The 14,728-nt window shown below is 70.1% G+C and carries 14 protein-coding genes; 8 read left to right on the forward strand and 6 right to left on the reverse strand.

Annotated features, from left to right (window positions below; translation table 11 throughout):
- The 8 genes from ACTWQA_RS39210 to ACTWQA_RS39245 all read left to right on the forward strand — a co-directional run bounded on the left by ACTWQA_RS39210 (position 1) and on the right by ACTWQA_RS39245 (position 10,435).
- Positions 1-423 (forward strand): pilin, encoded by a 423-nt coding sequence (locus ACTWQA_RS39210; protein WP_443163995.1) that lies wholly within the window; start codon positions 1-3, stop codon positions 421-423.
- A complete protein-coding gene (locus ACTWQA_RS39215) occupies positions 420-2,186 on the forward strand; it encodes a hypothetical protein (protein WP_443163996.1) in 1,767 nt (588 codons plus the stop codon). Before ACTWQA_RS39210 ends, ACTWQA_RS39215 begins: the two co-directional genes overlap by 4 nt.
- The gene (locus tag ACTWQA_RS39220; RefSeq protein WP_443163997.1) at positions 2,183-3,139 is read left to right on the forward strand and encodes a PrgI family protein; all 957 of its coding nucleotides are present in this window, start codon (positions 2,183-2,185) and stop codon (positions 3,137-3,139) included. The genes ACTWQA_RS39215 and ACTWQA_RS39220 overlap by 4 nt, the downstream gene beginning before the upstream one ends.
- Positions 3,136-4,986: a VirB4 family type IV secretion system protein gene (locus ACTWQA_RS39225; protein WP_443163998.1), complete on the forward strand. Its 1,851-nt coding sequence runs from the start codon at positions 3,136-3,138 to the stop codon at positions 4,984-4,986. The genes ACTWQA_RS39220 and ACTWQA_RS39225 overlap by 4 nt, the downstream gene beginning before the upstream one ends.
- Positions 4,983-7,529 (forward strand): type IV secretory system conjugative DNA transfer family protein, encoded by a 2,547-nt coding sequence (locus ACTWQA_RS39230; RefSeq protein ID WP_443163999.1) that lies wholly within the window; start codon positions 4,983-4,985, stop codon positions 7,527-7,529. Before ACTWQA_RS39225 ends, ACTWQA_RS39230 begins: the two co-directional genes overlap by 4 nt.
- A 41-nt stretch (positions 7,530-7,570) precedes the next feature.
- Positions 7,571-8,602 (forward strand): replication-relaxation family protein, encoded by a 1,032-nt coding sequence (locus ACTWQA_RS39235; protein WP_443164000.1) that lies wholly within the window; start codon positions 7,571-7,573, stop codon positions 8,600-8,602.
- Complete coding sequence (locus ACTWQA_RS39240; protein WP_443164001.1) at positions 8,599-9,552, forward strand: C40 family peptidase; 954 nt, start codon at positions 8,599-8,601, stop codon at positions 9,550-9,552. Before ACTWQA_RS39235 ends, ACTWQA_RS39240 begins: the two co-directional genes overlap by 4 nt.
- A gap of 169 nt (positions 9,553-9,721) precedes the next feature.
- Positions 9,722-10,435, forward strand: a complete 714-nt coding sequence (locus ACTWQA_RS39245) for a hypothetical protein (protein ID WP_443164002.1) — start codon at positions 9,722-9,724, stop codon at positions 10,433-10,435.
- A gap of 87 nt (positions 10,436-10,522) precedes the next feature.
- On the opposite strand, the gene ACTWQA_RS39250 is transcribed toward ACTWQA_RS39245, so the two are convergent.
- From ACTWQA_RS39250 to ACTWQA_RS39275, 6 genes are all read right to left on the reverse strand, one after another.
- Positions 10,523-10,993 carry a hypothetical protein gene (locus ACTWQA_RS39250; RefSeq protein WP_443164003.1) on the reverse strand — a complete coding sequence of 157 codons (471 nt, stop codon included), beginning with the start codon at positions 10,991-10,993 and terminating at the stop codon, positions 10,523-10,525.
- Complete coding sequence (locus ACTWQA_RS39255) at positions 10,990-11,499, reverse strand: hypothetical protein (RefSeq protein WP_443164004.1); 510 nt, start codon at positions 11,497-11,499, stop codon at positions 10,990-10,992. The genes ACTWQA_RS39250 and ACTWQA_RS39255 overlap by 4 nt, the downstream gene beginning before the upstream one ends.
- Positions 11,496-12,113, reverse strand: coding sequence for a hypothetical protein (locus ACTWQA_RS39260; RefSeq protein ID WP_443164005.1), 618 nt, complete (start codon positions 12,111-12,113; stop codon positions 11,496-11,498). Before ACTWQA_RS39260 ends, ACTWQA_RS39255 begins: the two co-directional genes overlap by 4 nt.
- A gap of 101 nt (positions 12,114-12,214) precedes the next feature.
- Positions 12,215-12,673 (reverse strand): hypothetical protein, encoded by a 459-nt coding sequence (locus tag ACTWQA_RS39265; protein WP_443164006.1) that lies wholly within the window; start codon positions 12,671-12,673, stop codon positions 12,215-12,217.
- Positions 12,674-12,844: 171 nt separating this feature from the next.
- The gene (locus ACTWQA_RS39270) at positions 12,845-13,849 is read right to left on the reverse strand and encodes a DUF932 domain-containing protein (protein ID WP_443164007.1); all 1,005 of its coding nucleotides are present in this window, start codon (positions 13,847-13,849) and stop codon (positions 12,845-12,847) included.
- 139 nt (positions 13,850-13,988) lie between these two features.
- Entirely contained in the window at positions 13,989-14,648 is a 660-nt protein-coding gene (locus ACTWQA_RS39275) for a hypothetical protein (protein WP_443164008.1), read from the reverse strand.
- Between the last annotated feature and the right edge of the window lie 80 nt (positions 14,649-14,728).

A 14,728-nucleotide genomic window follows, 5' to 3' on the forward strand; every position in this document is an offset into this window, starting at 1 on the left:
ATGACATCCCGCCAGCGCCGCACCACCGCATCGTCCCAAGCCCACAGCCTCAAGATCGCACTCGTCGCCCTGATCACCCTCGGCGGCATCGTCCTGGGCACCCTGCTCGAATACGCCCTCGCCCACGCCGCCGCAAGCTCCGCCTTGGCCGAGGTCTCTGTTCCTGTCACGGGCCATGTCGTGGCTGCGCCGGCCTCGCTGAATGCGGTGATCGACAACCTGCGCAACGTCATCGTCGGCCTGCTGGTCGCCCTGGCCACCCTGTTCCTCACGGTGGGCGGGGTGCGCTACATCCTGGCCGGCGGCGACCCGGGCGAGGTCGAGGCGGCCAAAAAGACCCTGCGCTACGCCGCCCTCGGCTACGGCATCGCGGTCCTGGCGCCGCTGCTGGTCAGCGTACTCAAGGGCATCGTCGGAGCTTGACCGTGACCCGCCACCCGCCGCCTCGCCCACCCACGGCGAACATGCTCCGGCCCGTCCCGCGCCGCTTGGCGCAGATCCTCACCATCGTCGCGATCACGCTCACTGTCACCGCCATCCAAGCCGCCGCCGAACCGGACCCGCCGTCAGCACCCTCGCCCACGTCGAACTTCCGGCCCACGCCGCCCGCCATACCTGCTCCTACCTCGACGCCGTCCATGTCGACGGGGCCGATGCTCACGCCGCCGCCGCCGCACCCGCACCCGAGCACCGGACCCACCGCTCCGGCCTCGGAGCAGCCGCCCGCCACCGAGCCGGCGCCGCAACCGGACGGCGGGGCGGAGGAGTGCGGGTGGCTGGACTTCGGCTGCAAGATCAACCGTGCGTTGAACGGCTGGTTCGGGTCGATCGTGACCGAGGCGATCCAGCCCGCCTTCCAGACCATGGGCACGCTGCTGCTGTCCTCGCCGCCGCCGGACATGGTGCAGCGGGTGCAGGAGCTGTCCGCGCACGTGCGGGTGGTGGCCAACGCGCTGCTGGCGCTGTTCGTGCTGGCTGGTGGCGTGATCGTGATGGCGTACGGGAGCGTGCAGACCTCCACCACCGCGGCCGAGGTCGCACCCCGCGTGGTCGTTGCCGCCATCGGGCTCAACTTCTCGCTCACCGTCTGCCAGTACGCCGTCGAGCTGGCCAACGGCCTGGTCGCCGCGCTGCTCGGGGACGGTGTCGACGGGCGGCGGGCCGGTGACCTGATCGCCAACAAGCTCGCCAACCCGGTCGGGCAGCTGGCGGCTCCGCAGATGTTCTTTATCTGGATGGTCGCGATCGCGGTGGTGATGGGTCTCATCCTGGCCTTCATCGCGGTCGTGCGGATCGCGCTGCTGCTGTTCCTGATGATCGCGGCGCCGCTTGCGCTGCTGTGTCACGCGCTGCCGCAGACCGAGCACATCGCCCGGCTGTGGTGGCGTGCCTTCACCGGCGTCCTGGTCATGCAGGTGCTGCAGGCGCTGGTGCTGATTCTGGCGTTCAAGGTGTACTTCACCGACGCCGCCGACGCCTTCACCACCGGCCCCGACCAGCTGGTACTGGCGGCAGTGAAGCCGATCGTCATGCGGGCGATCGACACCCTGGTGCTGATCGGCCTGCTGTTCCTGCTGATCAAGATTCCCGGCTGGGTGGCCCGCTCCGTCTGGCAGCCCGCCCAGCCCCAGCTGCTGACCCGCCTGGTCAAGGGGCTGATCGTCTACAAGACCCTCGGCCTGGCCAGAACCGCCCTGGCCAAGGGCGGCAGAGCTGCCCGCGTCGGCACACGTACGTCGGTCACGCGTCGTCGGCCGCCGGGTCCCGCAGGCGGGAGCCGACGCCGCCCTACCCGGCCGCGCCCCGGACCACCAGCAGCGCAGTCCAGGAGCGGACCCACGCCCAGCCAAGGAGCACCACCCGTGAACACGCCCACCTCGCCGGGACAGCGCGGCCACCAGCAGCTTCAGCTACCCCTCAACCTCCCGGCCACGGCAACGAGCGCGGGATCGCGGCGGACAGCATCGGCCACCGCGCGGGGACGTCAAATGGCCCTGCCGTTTCCGGTCACCCGCGTGCCCCGCCCGCCCACACCGCCCTCTGCGGCACCACCGAGCGGCCCGTGGATCCGCCCGAAACCGCCCTGGACCCAGCCGATGCTGCCCGGCATGCCCACCCGGCCGCCCCGGCCCCGGCAACTCCAGCTCCATCTTGATCCGCCGCGCCGCCGGAGAGGTGGCCAGTGAACGAGCCCGATCCACTGACCACGAACATTCCCGCCGACCTCAACCGCCCTGACAAGATCGCCTACGGGCTGACCTTTCGCCAGATCACGATCATCGCCCTGACCGGCGGTGTCGCCGCCGCTATCTACTACCTGTTCCACCATCTCCTGCCCGTCGTCATCCTGGCCGCCATCGTGCTGCCGCTCGCGGCGCTCGGCCTGGCCATCGCGCTCGGCCGCCGTGACGGGCTCACCCTGGACCGCCTCGCCCTGGCCGCCCTGCTCCACGCACGCGCCCGCAAACGGCTGGTGTCCGCGCCCGAGGGTGTCGTCGAACCGCCCCGGTGGTGCCGGTTGCGCGGCAAGCTGCCCGCTCCGCTGCGCCTGCCGGTCCGGGCGATCCGCACCGACGGCGCCCTCGAGCTCGCCGACGGCGGCGTTGCCGTCCTCGTCGAGACCAGCACCCTGTCCTTCCACCTGCGCACCACCAGCGAGCAGGCGGCCCTGGTCGGGGTGTTCGGCCGGTGGCTGAACTCGCTCGAAGCACCCGTGCAGATCCTCGCCCGGGCTCGCCCCGCCGACCTGTCCGACCTGGTCGCGACCGTCCAGCAGCAAGCACAGGAGCTGCCACACCCCGCGCTGGCCAACGCCGCCCGCGAGCACGCCGAGTATCTGGCCGAGCTGAACAGCCCGCACGAGCTGCTGGCCCGGCAGGTACTCATCGTGCTCCGCGACCACCCGCCCAGCACCCAGGGACGCCGCTCGGTACGCCGGGACGCCAGCGCCAGCGTCGTCCTGCGGCGCGCCGCCGACGCCGAACGCAGCCTGGCGGCGCTCGGCATCGCCACTCGGGTGCTCGACGCCGGCCAAGCCAGCCAGGCGCTGGCCGAATGCCTCGACCCTGGCAGCCAACACCCCGCCGGCCAGGCCCTGCCCGACGAGCTGATCACCTCAACCACGGGGAGTACGCCGTGAAGCTACGCCGCCGCGACCATCAATCCAGTGCCCTCGCCCATCCAGGGTCGGCGCACGTCGGCATCCGAACTCTGACCTTGCCCAGCGCCATCTGCGCGTCGTTCACCATCACCGGCTACCCGCGCGAGGTCGGTGCGGGATGGCTCGAACCCTTGCTCACCTACCCCGGCCACCTCGACGTCTCCCTGCACATCGAGCCGATCCCGCAGCAGGTCGCCGCGATGCGGCTGCGCCGCCAGCTCGCCCGCCTGGAATCGGCCAGCCGCTCCGACGCCCAGCATGGCAGGCTCGCCGACTTCGCCGCCGAAGCCGCCGCCGACGACGCCACCACCCTGGCCGACAGCCTCGCCCGAGGCCACGGCCGGCTGTTCAAGGTCGGCCTCTACCTCACCATCCATGCTCCTTCCGAGCCGGAACTGGCCGCCGAGGTGGAGCGGGCCCGGGCGCTGGCCTCGTCGCTGCTGCTGGATGCGCAACCGGCGACGTTTCGCGCCCTGCAAGGCTGGACGACCAGCCTGCCGCTCGGCGTCGACTCCCTGGGCGCGACGCGGACGTTCGACACCACCGCGCTGGCCGCGGCCTTCCCGTTCACCTCACCCGACCTCGCCCCACCAAGCGGCGAGACCTCAGTGCTGTACGGACTGAACGCCACCAGTACCGGCGTCGTCGTCTGGGACCGCTACGCCCAGGACAACCACAACTCCGTCGTCCTCGCACGATCCGGCGCGGGCAAGAGCTTCTTCACCAAGCTAGAAGCCCTGCGCCTGCTGTATCAGGGCGTTGAGGTCGCCGTCGTCGATCCCGAAGACGAGTATGGGCGCCTGGCGCATGCTGTCGGCGGCACCTGCCTGCGTCTCGGCGCCGCCGGGGTGCGGTGGAACCCCTTCGACCTGCCCGCCAACCACGGCCCCCAGAACGACGTGCTGTCCCGGCGTGCCATGTTCCTGCAGACCCTGATCGCCACCATGCTCGGCGGCACGCAGCTCACCGCTCAGGCGCGGGCGGCCCTGGACTCGGCGATCATCGCCACCTACCAGGCCGCCGGGATCACCCGCGACCCCGCCACCTGGACCCAGCCTGCGCCGCTGCTCGCCGATCTGGTCGCCACGCTTACCAGAAAGGAGTCGGGAGGGCAGGCGGGTGCCGAGCTGGCCGCGCAGCTCGCCCCGTACGTGACCGGCTCCTACCGGGAGCTGTTCGACGGCCCCACCACCACCCACCCAGCCGGGCATCTGACCGTCTTCTGCCTGCGGGACCTGCCCGAGGAGATGAAAGCCGTCGGCACCCTGCTCGCCCTCGACGCGATCTGGCGGCGCGTGGCCAACCCCCGCGACCGCAAGAAGCGCCTGGTCGTCGTCGACGAAGCCTGGCTGCTGATGAAGGAACCCGAGGGCGCCCGCTTCCTGTTCCGGATGGCCAAGGCCGCGCGCAAGCACTGGGCCGGTCTCGCCGTCGTCACCCAGGACGCCGCCGATCTACTCGGCTCTGAGCTGGGCCAGGCGATCGTGGCCAACGCCGCGAGCCAGGTCCTGCTCCGCCAAGCTCCGCAGGCTATCGGTGTGGTCGGCGACGCCTTTGATCTGACCGACGGCGAACGCCAGTTCCTGCTCACCGCCGAACGCGGCGAAGCCCTCTTGGTCGCCGGCCCGGTGAGCCGAGCAGCCATGACCGTTGTCGCTTCACCTGCGGAGGCGGCGCTGGCCACGACCGATCCGAAGGTCCTCGCCGAACTCGACCTGCACGATCAACACCGCCCGCTACCAGCACAGGCAGCTCAACCGCCAAGCCCGCCCGGCTCCACCGGGACCGCCATTGACAACCAGGACGAGGAAGGCGACCCGCTATGATCAACGCCCCATCGGCCCGCCAGGATGGGCCGTGCCTGCTCTGCGGCATCGACGACCAGGACGTGCAGACCGTCCTGGACTTCCTGGCCGAGCTGCCCGCCCGCCTGCCCGACCTCGCCCTCACCTACGGCCCCCGCCTCGCCCTGGCCCTCATCGCCGTCTGGACGGTGACGGCCGCCGTACGCTACCTGCTCGGCTGGCTCCATCACGCCGACATGACCCCCGAAGCCCGGCTGATCGAAATCTCCAGCCCACCCCGCAGCGATCCCGAGGGCGCGCTGGTGCTGTGGCGACAGCTAGTCGGCCTGCTCCGCCCCGCATGGAAACGCACCTTTGTCGGCCAGCCGCACCTGGTGTGGGAGTACTGCGGCAGCGACGCAGGCGTCCGCATCCGCCTATGGGTGCCCGGCACCATCCCACCCGGCATCGTGCAGAAGGCCATCCACGCCGCCTGGCCCGGCGCCACCACCACGACCAGCCCCGCCACCTCGCCCCTGCTGGCAGACACCGAGGTCGCGGGCGGATGGCTGGTGCTGGCCGCGCCCGAGCACCTTCCGCTCAAGACCGACCACGACCACGACCCCGTCCGCTCGCTGCTGGAGGTTATGGGCGGACTCCGCGAGGGCGAGCACGCCGTCGTGCAGGTCTTGGCCCGCCCCACCACCGGTAGGCGCTTGCGCCACGCCTACCGAGCCGCCGCTCATCTGCGCGGAGGAGGAAGCCGCCGCCTGTTCGGCCGCGTCTGCGACGAGCTACTCCCCCTGCCGGACTCCCGCGACCACCACCGGCCCAGCGACCTGGCCCGCGACTTCCCCGAACGTGCCGAACAAGTCCGCGCCATCCTCGCCAAGGCAGGCCAGCCCCGCTACACCGTAGCCATCCGCTACGCCGTCGCCACCAGCCACCAACCCATCTTCACGACGCCGGTCCGCCAGGAGCCTGCCGAGCTGGCCCGTGGCTGGCTACGCGGCCACGCGCACACCCTGGCCAGCGTCTTCGCCCTCTACACCGCAAGCCACCAGTACCTGCGCCGAACCCGCCTCTGGCACGCCCGACGCGTGGTCAGCTCGCGCCGCCTCGACTCCGGCTACCTGCTGTCGGTGGCCGAGCTGGCCGCACTCGCCCACCTGCCCTGGGACATCGACGCCCCCAGCATCACCCGCGCCGGAGCCCGCCCGATAGCGCCGTCCCCCGCCGTACCGCGCACCACGCAGGGCGGAAACGCCCGCATCCTGGGCGACGCCGACAGCGGCCCCCCACGCCCCATAGCGCTACCCGTGGCCGACGCACGCCACCACACCCACGTCCTCGGCGGCACCGGCGTCGGCAAATCCACCCTGCTCGCCAACCTCATCCTCACCGACGCAGCCGCAGGCCGAGGCGCGCTGGTCATCGACCCGAAGGGCGACCTGGTCACCGACATCCTCAACCGGCTCCCGCAGCGCGCCGTCGGCAAGACGGTGGTGTTCGACCCGCAGGACCCGGCCCCGCCGCCGTCGATCAACATCCTCGCCGGGCACGACCCCGCCTTCGCCGTCGACTCCGTCGTCACCATCTTCCACCGCTGCTTCTCCACCGCCTGGGGACCACGTGTCGATGACCTGCTGCGCTCCACCTGCCTCACCCTGACCAGCGTCCTGGGCCGCAAGGCAACCCTGGCCGACGTGCCCCGGCTGCTGACCGATGCGGCCTTCCGTGCCCGGACCACGGCCGAGCTGCGCGATGAACTGCTGGCCGGCTTCTGGGATTCCTACGAAGCCCTCACCCCAGCCGGGCAAGCGACCGTCATCGGCCCGGTGATGAACAAGCTGCGCGCTGTCTTGCTCCGCCCGTTCGTCCGGCAAGCTCTGGCCAGCCCGGATACCACCGTGCCGATCGGTCGGCTTCTCGATCGAGGCGGGCTGGTCCTGGCCCGGCTGCCCAAGGGCATCTTGGGTGACGACGCCGCCCGGCTGTTCGGCTCCATCCTGCTCGCCCACACCTGGCAAGCCGCCACCCGCCGCTCCACTCTGACCGAGTCCGACCGGCCGGACGCCTCACTCGTGATCGACGAGTGCCATAACTTCCTGAACTTGCCCGGCCACATCAACGACGTGCTGGCCGAGGCGCGCGGCTACCGCCTGTCCCTGGTGCTCGCTCATCAGCATCTGGACCAGCTTCCGACTGACCTGCGCGAAGCCCTGTCCGCCGACGCTCGCAACAAGATTTACTTCAACGCCTCGCCCAAAGACGCCGGCGAGGTGAAGCACCACACCGGGCCGCTGATCGGCCCGCACGACCTCACCCATCTCGGCGCTTACCAGGCCGCCGCCCGCCTCATCATCGACGGCCAGCAGACCTCCGCCTTCACCCTGCGTACCCGACCCCTGCCCGCCGCAGTCGATGGCCGCGCAGAGGAGATCCGCCAGGCATCTCGCCAGCGGTTCACCGGACCGGCGGTTGCCCGGCGAGCAGGCCAGGCGCCCGAATCGGCCGCAATCAGAGCATCCGGCCACGCCTCTCGCGAAGGCGAGCCCGGCGCAACCTCCTCCACCCGTCACTGACCGACCCGCGCCCTGGCCCGACCACGTCACGGAGGTTCACCATGTCCGACAAGCCCTGCGGTTGCTCGTGCACCTGCCAGCCGGCCAAGCAGCCCGCCACCCGCCGAGCGGCAGCGCGCAAGCTGCCCCGGTTCACGATCCAGCCCATCCCGGCAGCCCAGCCCCGGCTCGATCACACCGCGTTGATGATGCTCTCCGCGCGATTGACCGAGCGCGACTACCAGATCCTCGACCACCTGCACCGCCACCGCGTCCTGACCACCCATCAGCTGCAGCGCATGTTCTTCACCATCGCTCAAGCCACCCGCGCCCGCATGACCATCCTGTTCGAGCTCAACGCCGTCACCCGCTTCCGGCCCTGGGCCGGATACGGCGCGGGCTCGGCCCCCATCCACTGGGCCCTCGGCAAAGCCGGAGCCGCCGCCCTGGCCGCCCGCCAAGGCATCAGCCTCAAGGAACTCGGCTACAACCCCGACATCCCGGTGGCCGTCTCCTCACGACTCAACCATCAGGTCGGTGTCAACGACTTCTTCTCCCACCTGCACAGCCGCGCCCGCCGCACCCCGCACGCCACCTTGAAAGCCTGGTTGTCAGAAAGACAGTGCGCCATGCAATGGAGCGACCTGGCCCGCCCGGACGCCTACGGGTTCTGGTCGGAGAACAGCCATCAGATCGACTTCTTCCTCGAACACGACACCGGCACCGAAACCCTCAAACGCGTCGCCGACAAGCTCCACGATTACCGCAACCTCACCGAAGCCACCGGCATCACCACCCCGGTCCTGTTCTGGCTGCCCAACCCCACCCGCGAAGCCAACCTGCGCAGACTTCTCACGGCGAGCGACGTCCCCGTTGCCACTGCCGTCCATACCACCGACCGCGACGGCCCCGCCGGTCCCGTCTGGCTTCCCGCCCCAGCCGAGGCAGGGCAGACACGGATGCGGCTGGCCGACCTCGAACAGGGCTGGCCCCACCTCACCCTCGGCCAAAACCCTGAGCAACCGGCCAGCGCCGATGACAACGATGAGGAGTTCCTGGACCGTATCTTCGACGAGGAGGAGCCAGGCAGGTGAAGGCCGCCGCGGCCGGCGCTGCCCTCCTGCTGCTCATCATCTGTGCGTTCATCGCGGCCGCCACCAGCATCCTCACCGGCTCCGGGACACCCAGCGGCCTGGCCTGCGCGATCACGCCCGCGACGATGAGCAGCACGGCGGGCGAGCCGGTCGCGGCCACTTTGATCTTGGACGTCGAGCAGCAGGCTCACGCCGCCCTCATCGTCCAGGTCGCCGTAGAGCGCGGCCTACCCGCACGGGCCGCCGTCATCGCGATCGCCACCGCTCTGCAGGAGTCCCACCTGCGCAACCTGCGCTACGGCCACCTCGATTCGCTGGGCCTGTTCCAGCAACGCTCCTCCCAAGGCTGGGGAACTCCTGAGCAGATCCTCGATCCCCGATACGCCATCAGCACCTTCTACGCGCATCTGGTCAAGGTGCCCAGTTGGGAACGACTCCCGCTCACCCGAGCCGCCCAAGCCGTCCAACGCTCCGGCCGTCCCGACGCCTATGCCCGATGGGAGCCCTTCGCCCAACGCACCGTCGACGCCCTCGCCGGAACCTGCGTCCCACTCATCCCGGGCGAGCAGGCCGCCGCCGTCCTCGCCTACGCTCACGCCCAGCTCGGCAAGCCGTACCTATGGGGCGCCGAAGGACCGAACAGCTTCGACTGCTCCGGGCTGACCATGCGCGCCTACCAAGCAGCCGGCATCACCATCCCCCGCGTCGCCGCCGACCAATGGAGACACGCACCACCCATCCCAGCCGGACACGAGCAACCAGGCGATCTGGCCTTCTTCCGCATGGAAGCTGACGGCCCCGGGCACGTCGGCCTCGTCCGGGGTGGCGGCCAGATGATCCACGCCCCCAACCGGCACACCGTCGTCCAGATAGGCTCTTACCAGCGTGAGGACCTGGTCGGCTTCGCCCGCCCCCGGCATCCCGCACGCCTTGGTGGGCCTTTGGATTAGGCACCCGCCACAGGACGCCCCCTCGTACAGGCGGGTGCTATGACGGCCAACTCGTAGGTGAGCTGCGCATTTCTCTCCCGAACCAGCAGTCACATACCGCTATATGGCCGATACTGTCCGGGAAGGCATGTAGCGGTTGTGCAGGTGAAGGAGACGCCTGGTGTGTGCGATGCGGTTCGCCCCGTCCCAGCTCGTCGTCAGCTTCTCCTACGACCTCAACAACCCGATCAAGATCCGCGCCAAGCACAAGGTCGCCGGCATGCTCCTGCTCGACCGCGACCACGCCAACCGCCTCGAGTACGGCTGGAACGTTCCCGGCGCTTACATCCTGCTCGACCGCCCCGACTCGCAGGGGCGGTGGGGAGCCTATGTCGGCAAAGCCACCCACCCCGGTCTTCGCCATCGTGTGCTCAAGCAGCTCAAGGACCGCGACCACTGGTACCGGGCCTTGCTGATTCGCTACGAATCCAACGATGATGAAACCCTCAACAGCAGCGAGGCAGGGTGGCTGGAAGGACGGCTCTACGAGCACCTCGCCAACGCGGGGCAAGTCGATCTGCATAACCGCAACCGGCCCCAAGACCTCACCCTGTCAGACGACGACGAGACCAGCCTCATCGACTACCTGCTGCCCATTGAGGCCGTGCTCCGGCTTATCGGGCACACCCTCCATCCCCGCCCCGTAGGTGCGCCCGACGGCGGGGAACCCATCGTCAAAGAGATCAAGCGCAGGCCCGGGGAGAGCAAGGCCGCCCCTCACCTCAGCCCGCTCTCCTCACCCGTCAACACCAGCCCGCCGTTGGGCCCAGTAAAAGACGTGAAGAAGATCATTGCGCAGATCAAAGCGGGCACCTTCGTGTATCGGGCGCCGATAAGCCGCTAACGTCATGAGACCCGGTGGCGAAGGAGGTGTGCCCCGGCCAGCGCAATTTGCCTGTGCTGGACGGGGCGCACCCCCTACGCCACCGGATCAGGCGCTACCGAACATGACCTCGTCCGGTATGTCTTTCCCTACCTCTGCTTCTTCCTCGTTGTCGTCGAAGATCCGGCAGGCAAGCTCCTCCTCGCCTGTGAGAACCACGGCGAACAGCTCCTCAACCCCGAGGGTCAGGGCCTTGCACAGGCGGTGCCAGCCGTCGATGATCAGCATGCCGCCGTTCGGGACCGTGGCCATGATCAACGGCTCGGACAGATCCACCTGGGCCGCGTGCTCGGCGTCAATGGCGACCAGCTGAATCATGCCCGCCCACGACTGGGGCACGATCCACCCATCCGGGGCACGGCCCTGGGTGATCCTCTTGGCCTCGGTGATGTCCCAGCGCCAGCCGAGCATCTGAAAGACCTCCACGCCCGTACTATCCGCCCGGTCCGATCCGGGCCTGTGGGCGACCGGTGGGCGTGGCGTGGACATGGGGTTGCCGGTGGGGTGGGGGTGGGTCATGCCGTGGCCTCCTGCCCGGCCGGAGCGCTCGCAGGCTGCTCGGCGCAGCAGGCCGGCGCGAGTGTCTCCGCTTGGGCGAGGAAGGTGCGGGCGGCGCCCTGCCGAACGAGGGCGAGGCTGTGATTAAGGTGCGCCAGGGCGTGCTCCAGCTCGCCGTCCTGCCCGCGCCCCCGTACGGCCTGGCTCTGCTCCGGCGAGGTGGGATCGTCGAGGTAGGGGGAGATCCAGGAGACGAACCTGGCGACGGACTGGGCCGGACTCAACTCACCGCCGTCGGCGTGCTCGATGTGCCGGGCCACCAGACGCCACCACGTCCTGAGGGTCTGCGCGTGCAGGGTGTCGTAGATCTGCTCGGCGCGCAGCCGCTCGCCCCGGCCAAGCCGCCGGATGATGTCGTCGAGGTGATGCTGCCAGTTGTGCTGGGTCTGCTGGATGATCGCGCCCATTGAGGCGGGGATCTCCTCGGGTGATGCGCCAGTGGTGAGATGCCGCTGGAGGCTGTTCATGACAGGGTGTCCTTCCTCTGGAGGGTGTTGCCAGCGCCGGGATGCGCTGGCGCGGTCGGCTGGCCGGTCATGGCCCCGCCACCGTCGAGGCGGGCAGGGCGGTCGTGGTGCACCGGTGCGGCCGTGGCCGGGGTGGCGGCCTGATCGATGAGGTGCTGGGTGAGGAGGTGGCCGCTGTCGGTGAGAAAGTCGCGGGCGGCGATGCGTGCCGCGTGGGCGAGGGCGTAATCGAACAGCGTGCCCGGGCGGGCAGCTGGAGGCTCGCCGGTGAGGTAATGGCGGGCCCAGGAGCGCACCCGCCGCATCGCGTGATCGCAGGTCAGCCTTTTGCCAGTGATCTCCTCATCGACCAGGTCCCACCAGGTGCGTGAGGCTTGGGCGTGGGCGGCGGCGAACGACTGCTCTCCGGTGAGGCGTTGCCCGTTCTGCAGGGCGAAGATCGCCTGTGCTGCCGCCGTGTAGAAGGCGTGACGGACGGCGGTGATCTTCTCCGTGGTCAGCTGCTCGCATGAGCGCCGTACCTGCTCGGCCGGGGGCGCGCTGACGTCCCAGGCGGGGGTGATACTGCTCGGCTCCCCGGGCGGCGGGGGGCTGGGTGGGCATAGGTCATTCATCGGGTGTCGTCCTTTCGCTGAGTGACAGGGACTGGTGAGGGATGGGGTCACGGGGTGACCGCCCGGCTGGCGCCTTGAGACCACATCCGCCGAGCGCGGCGTCACGACCGGTGTCCATCGACCGAGCCCGAGTCGGTCGCGGTGGTCGGCATGGCGGTGTGGTGTGGCCGGGTGTCGTGATCGGTGGGGAGGGCGAGTGCTTCGGCGAGCTTTTCGGTCGCGTCGAGGAAGGCCCGTGCGCCGCCTCGGCGGGACTCGGCCATGGCCAGGACGAACAAGCCGCCGTTGGTCGCGGGGCGCGCGTCGATCAGAAACTGCTGGGCCCGTTGCCGTACGGTCAGGAGCGCGGTGCCGCCGTCCACGGGTTCCTCGCTGTCGTGGGTCAGGTCGGTGACCTGCTGCCACCACGACAGCCGCTGGTAGGCGTAGGCGATACGGCCCAGATCCTTGTCGTGCAGGGTGCCTTCCTCGTCGAGGGAGGCGATGCGGGTGAGCGCCTCGTTGAGTTCCCAGCGGGCGGCGTTGGCGTTGTGGATGGCCAGGTCTTCGAGTCGTCCCATGACGCTCTCCTTCGAGGCTCGGTTCATGACGGATGTGGGCGGGGTGTCTCGGCCGGGCGGCAACGGACCGTCGGCCGGGTTTCCGAGGCGGGCTCCGGCACGGTGCCGGGTGGCGGTGTGGGGGCCGGTACGGCCCGCGCTCGGGCCGTACCGGATACCCGGGGCGGTGTGTCAGGCGGTGGACAGCAGCCGGAACGCGCGGGTCTTGATCTTGGCGTGGTCGTGGTCGTCGAGCAGCGCCCGCTCCGCCCGCACGGCCGCCACGTCACGGCTGCCGAACACCGGGCTGCGGTGGTCCAGCCGCTCGGTCACCGCGTTGTAGGCGGCCCAGCGGGTGTTGCGGATCGGCTCTTGCGTGGCCGCCTGGGCGAACAGGTGCTCCAGCTGGCGCAGGGTCAGCTCGCGGTTCTTGCGCGCCAGGTCCTTCGCGCCCGCCGGGATCGGGTACAGCACGTTGGTGAACTGGCGGAACTCGGCGAAGTCCATCGGGGTGGCGTGGAGCTTTTCGGCTTCGGCGGCGAACGCCTGGCCGTGCTTCCAGGTCAGCTTCAGCGCATCGCGTGCCTCGGCGATGCGCCCGGCCATCCGGCCGGTGTGCCGGACAGTGAACTTCGAGGCGTGGTTGGCCAGCGCGGCCCGTTCGGTGTTGGCGCACACCACCCGGACCGGGGTCGCCACGGTCACGAACGACCCCCACCCGTCATGCCGGGAGAACGCCGCCAGGTACAGGTCGATCTGATCGAACCCGCCGACCATGAGCGGCTCGGGCAGCCGCATGGTGACGAAGATGCGCCGCCCGTTGTTCAGCGACCCGCCGGTGTCGAACACCGCCCCGGACTCATCCACCAGGGTCTGCAGGAACGCGGTCACCTCCTCGTTCTGCAGCACCTCATACTCCCGGCCGACCCGGCCGAGCCGCTCGGGCTGCCCGGTGACCGGGTTGGTGCGCACCACCAGGAAGTCCTCATCCGTGGTGACCGGCTGGCCGGTGAGCGGGTCGGTGACCTGGCCGACCGGCACCTTGCGCACGTTCCACCCGGCGAGCTGGGCGTTGGCCAGCAGGTCCTCGGCGGTCATCGGGCCGGGCGCGGTGTAGCCGAGCCCGTGCCAGCCGGGCTTCCCGGCGGCGGCGAACCCGGCCGAACCGTTGGCGAAGATCTCGATTTCGTGAGCCATGACAGGGCCTTTCTGCGGTGTGGGCAAGCGAAACAGACGCGAAGACGGAGGGGGTTGTGATGCGAGTGCGGTCCGGCCCCTCAATGCGCGGGGCCGGGCGGGCGGGCCGGTGGGGAAACGGCCCGCCCGCACATCCCGTTCAGGCGTCGCTGGCCGTGTCGGCGCAGGACGCGTTGGGGGTGAGGGCGAACCGGCGGGGCCGCTCACAGGTCAGCGTCGCCTGGCCGAGGTTGACGAGCCGGTCCAACGCGTTGGCCACCGCGCCGGACGAGGCGTCCAGCACCTTGCCGATCTCGTACGGGGTGAAGTCCTTGTCCGGGTACTCGGTCAGGTGCGCGTGTACCCGGTCCCGTAGCGCGCCCGGCCGTACCCCGCCGCCCGCGCCGCCACCGGTGCCCGGACGGGCGGCGGTCCCGCCCCGGGCCGGGGCAGCGTCGGTGCCGGTCAGCACCGCCCGCGCGTTACGGTGCGCCGAGGCGACCTTCGCCATCGCCATCTCCAGGCACCCCAGCGCCATCACGGCGTTACCCTCGTCCTTCGCCGAGATCACCCCGCCGAACAGTTCGATCAGTTCCGTTAGGTCCGCCCGCGTCTGCGCCCATGCCGGATCACCGACCACCTGCTCCGATCCCGTCTCGGACATGTCGGCATCGGGATCCGAGTCGGATTCGCCGCCCGGCTGGTCCGAACCGTGACCGGTCGTGCCGTCGAAGCTCAGGCCCTCCGGCTGGCCGCCCGGCTCCTCAGCCAGGTGTAGGACGACGTTTTTTCTGAGCATGTAGGGCCTGATGAGCGACATGGACGATGTCCATGATCTTCAGGGCTGGTTTTGGGGTTGGCCTGGTTCGTGCCCGGCGACAACGTGAGCGTCAATCGTTC

Origin of the sequence: Nonomuraea sp. 10N515B, from assembly GCF_052245915.1 — a bacterium.
Lineage (GTDB): Bacteria > Actinomycetota > Actinomycetes > Streptosporangiales > Streptosporangiaceae > Nonomuraea.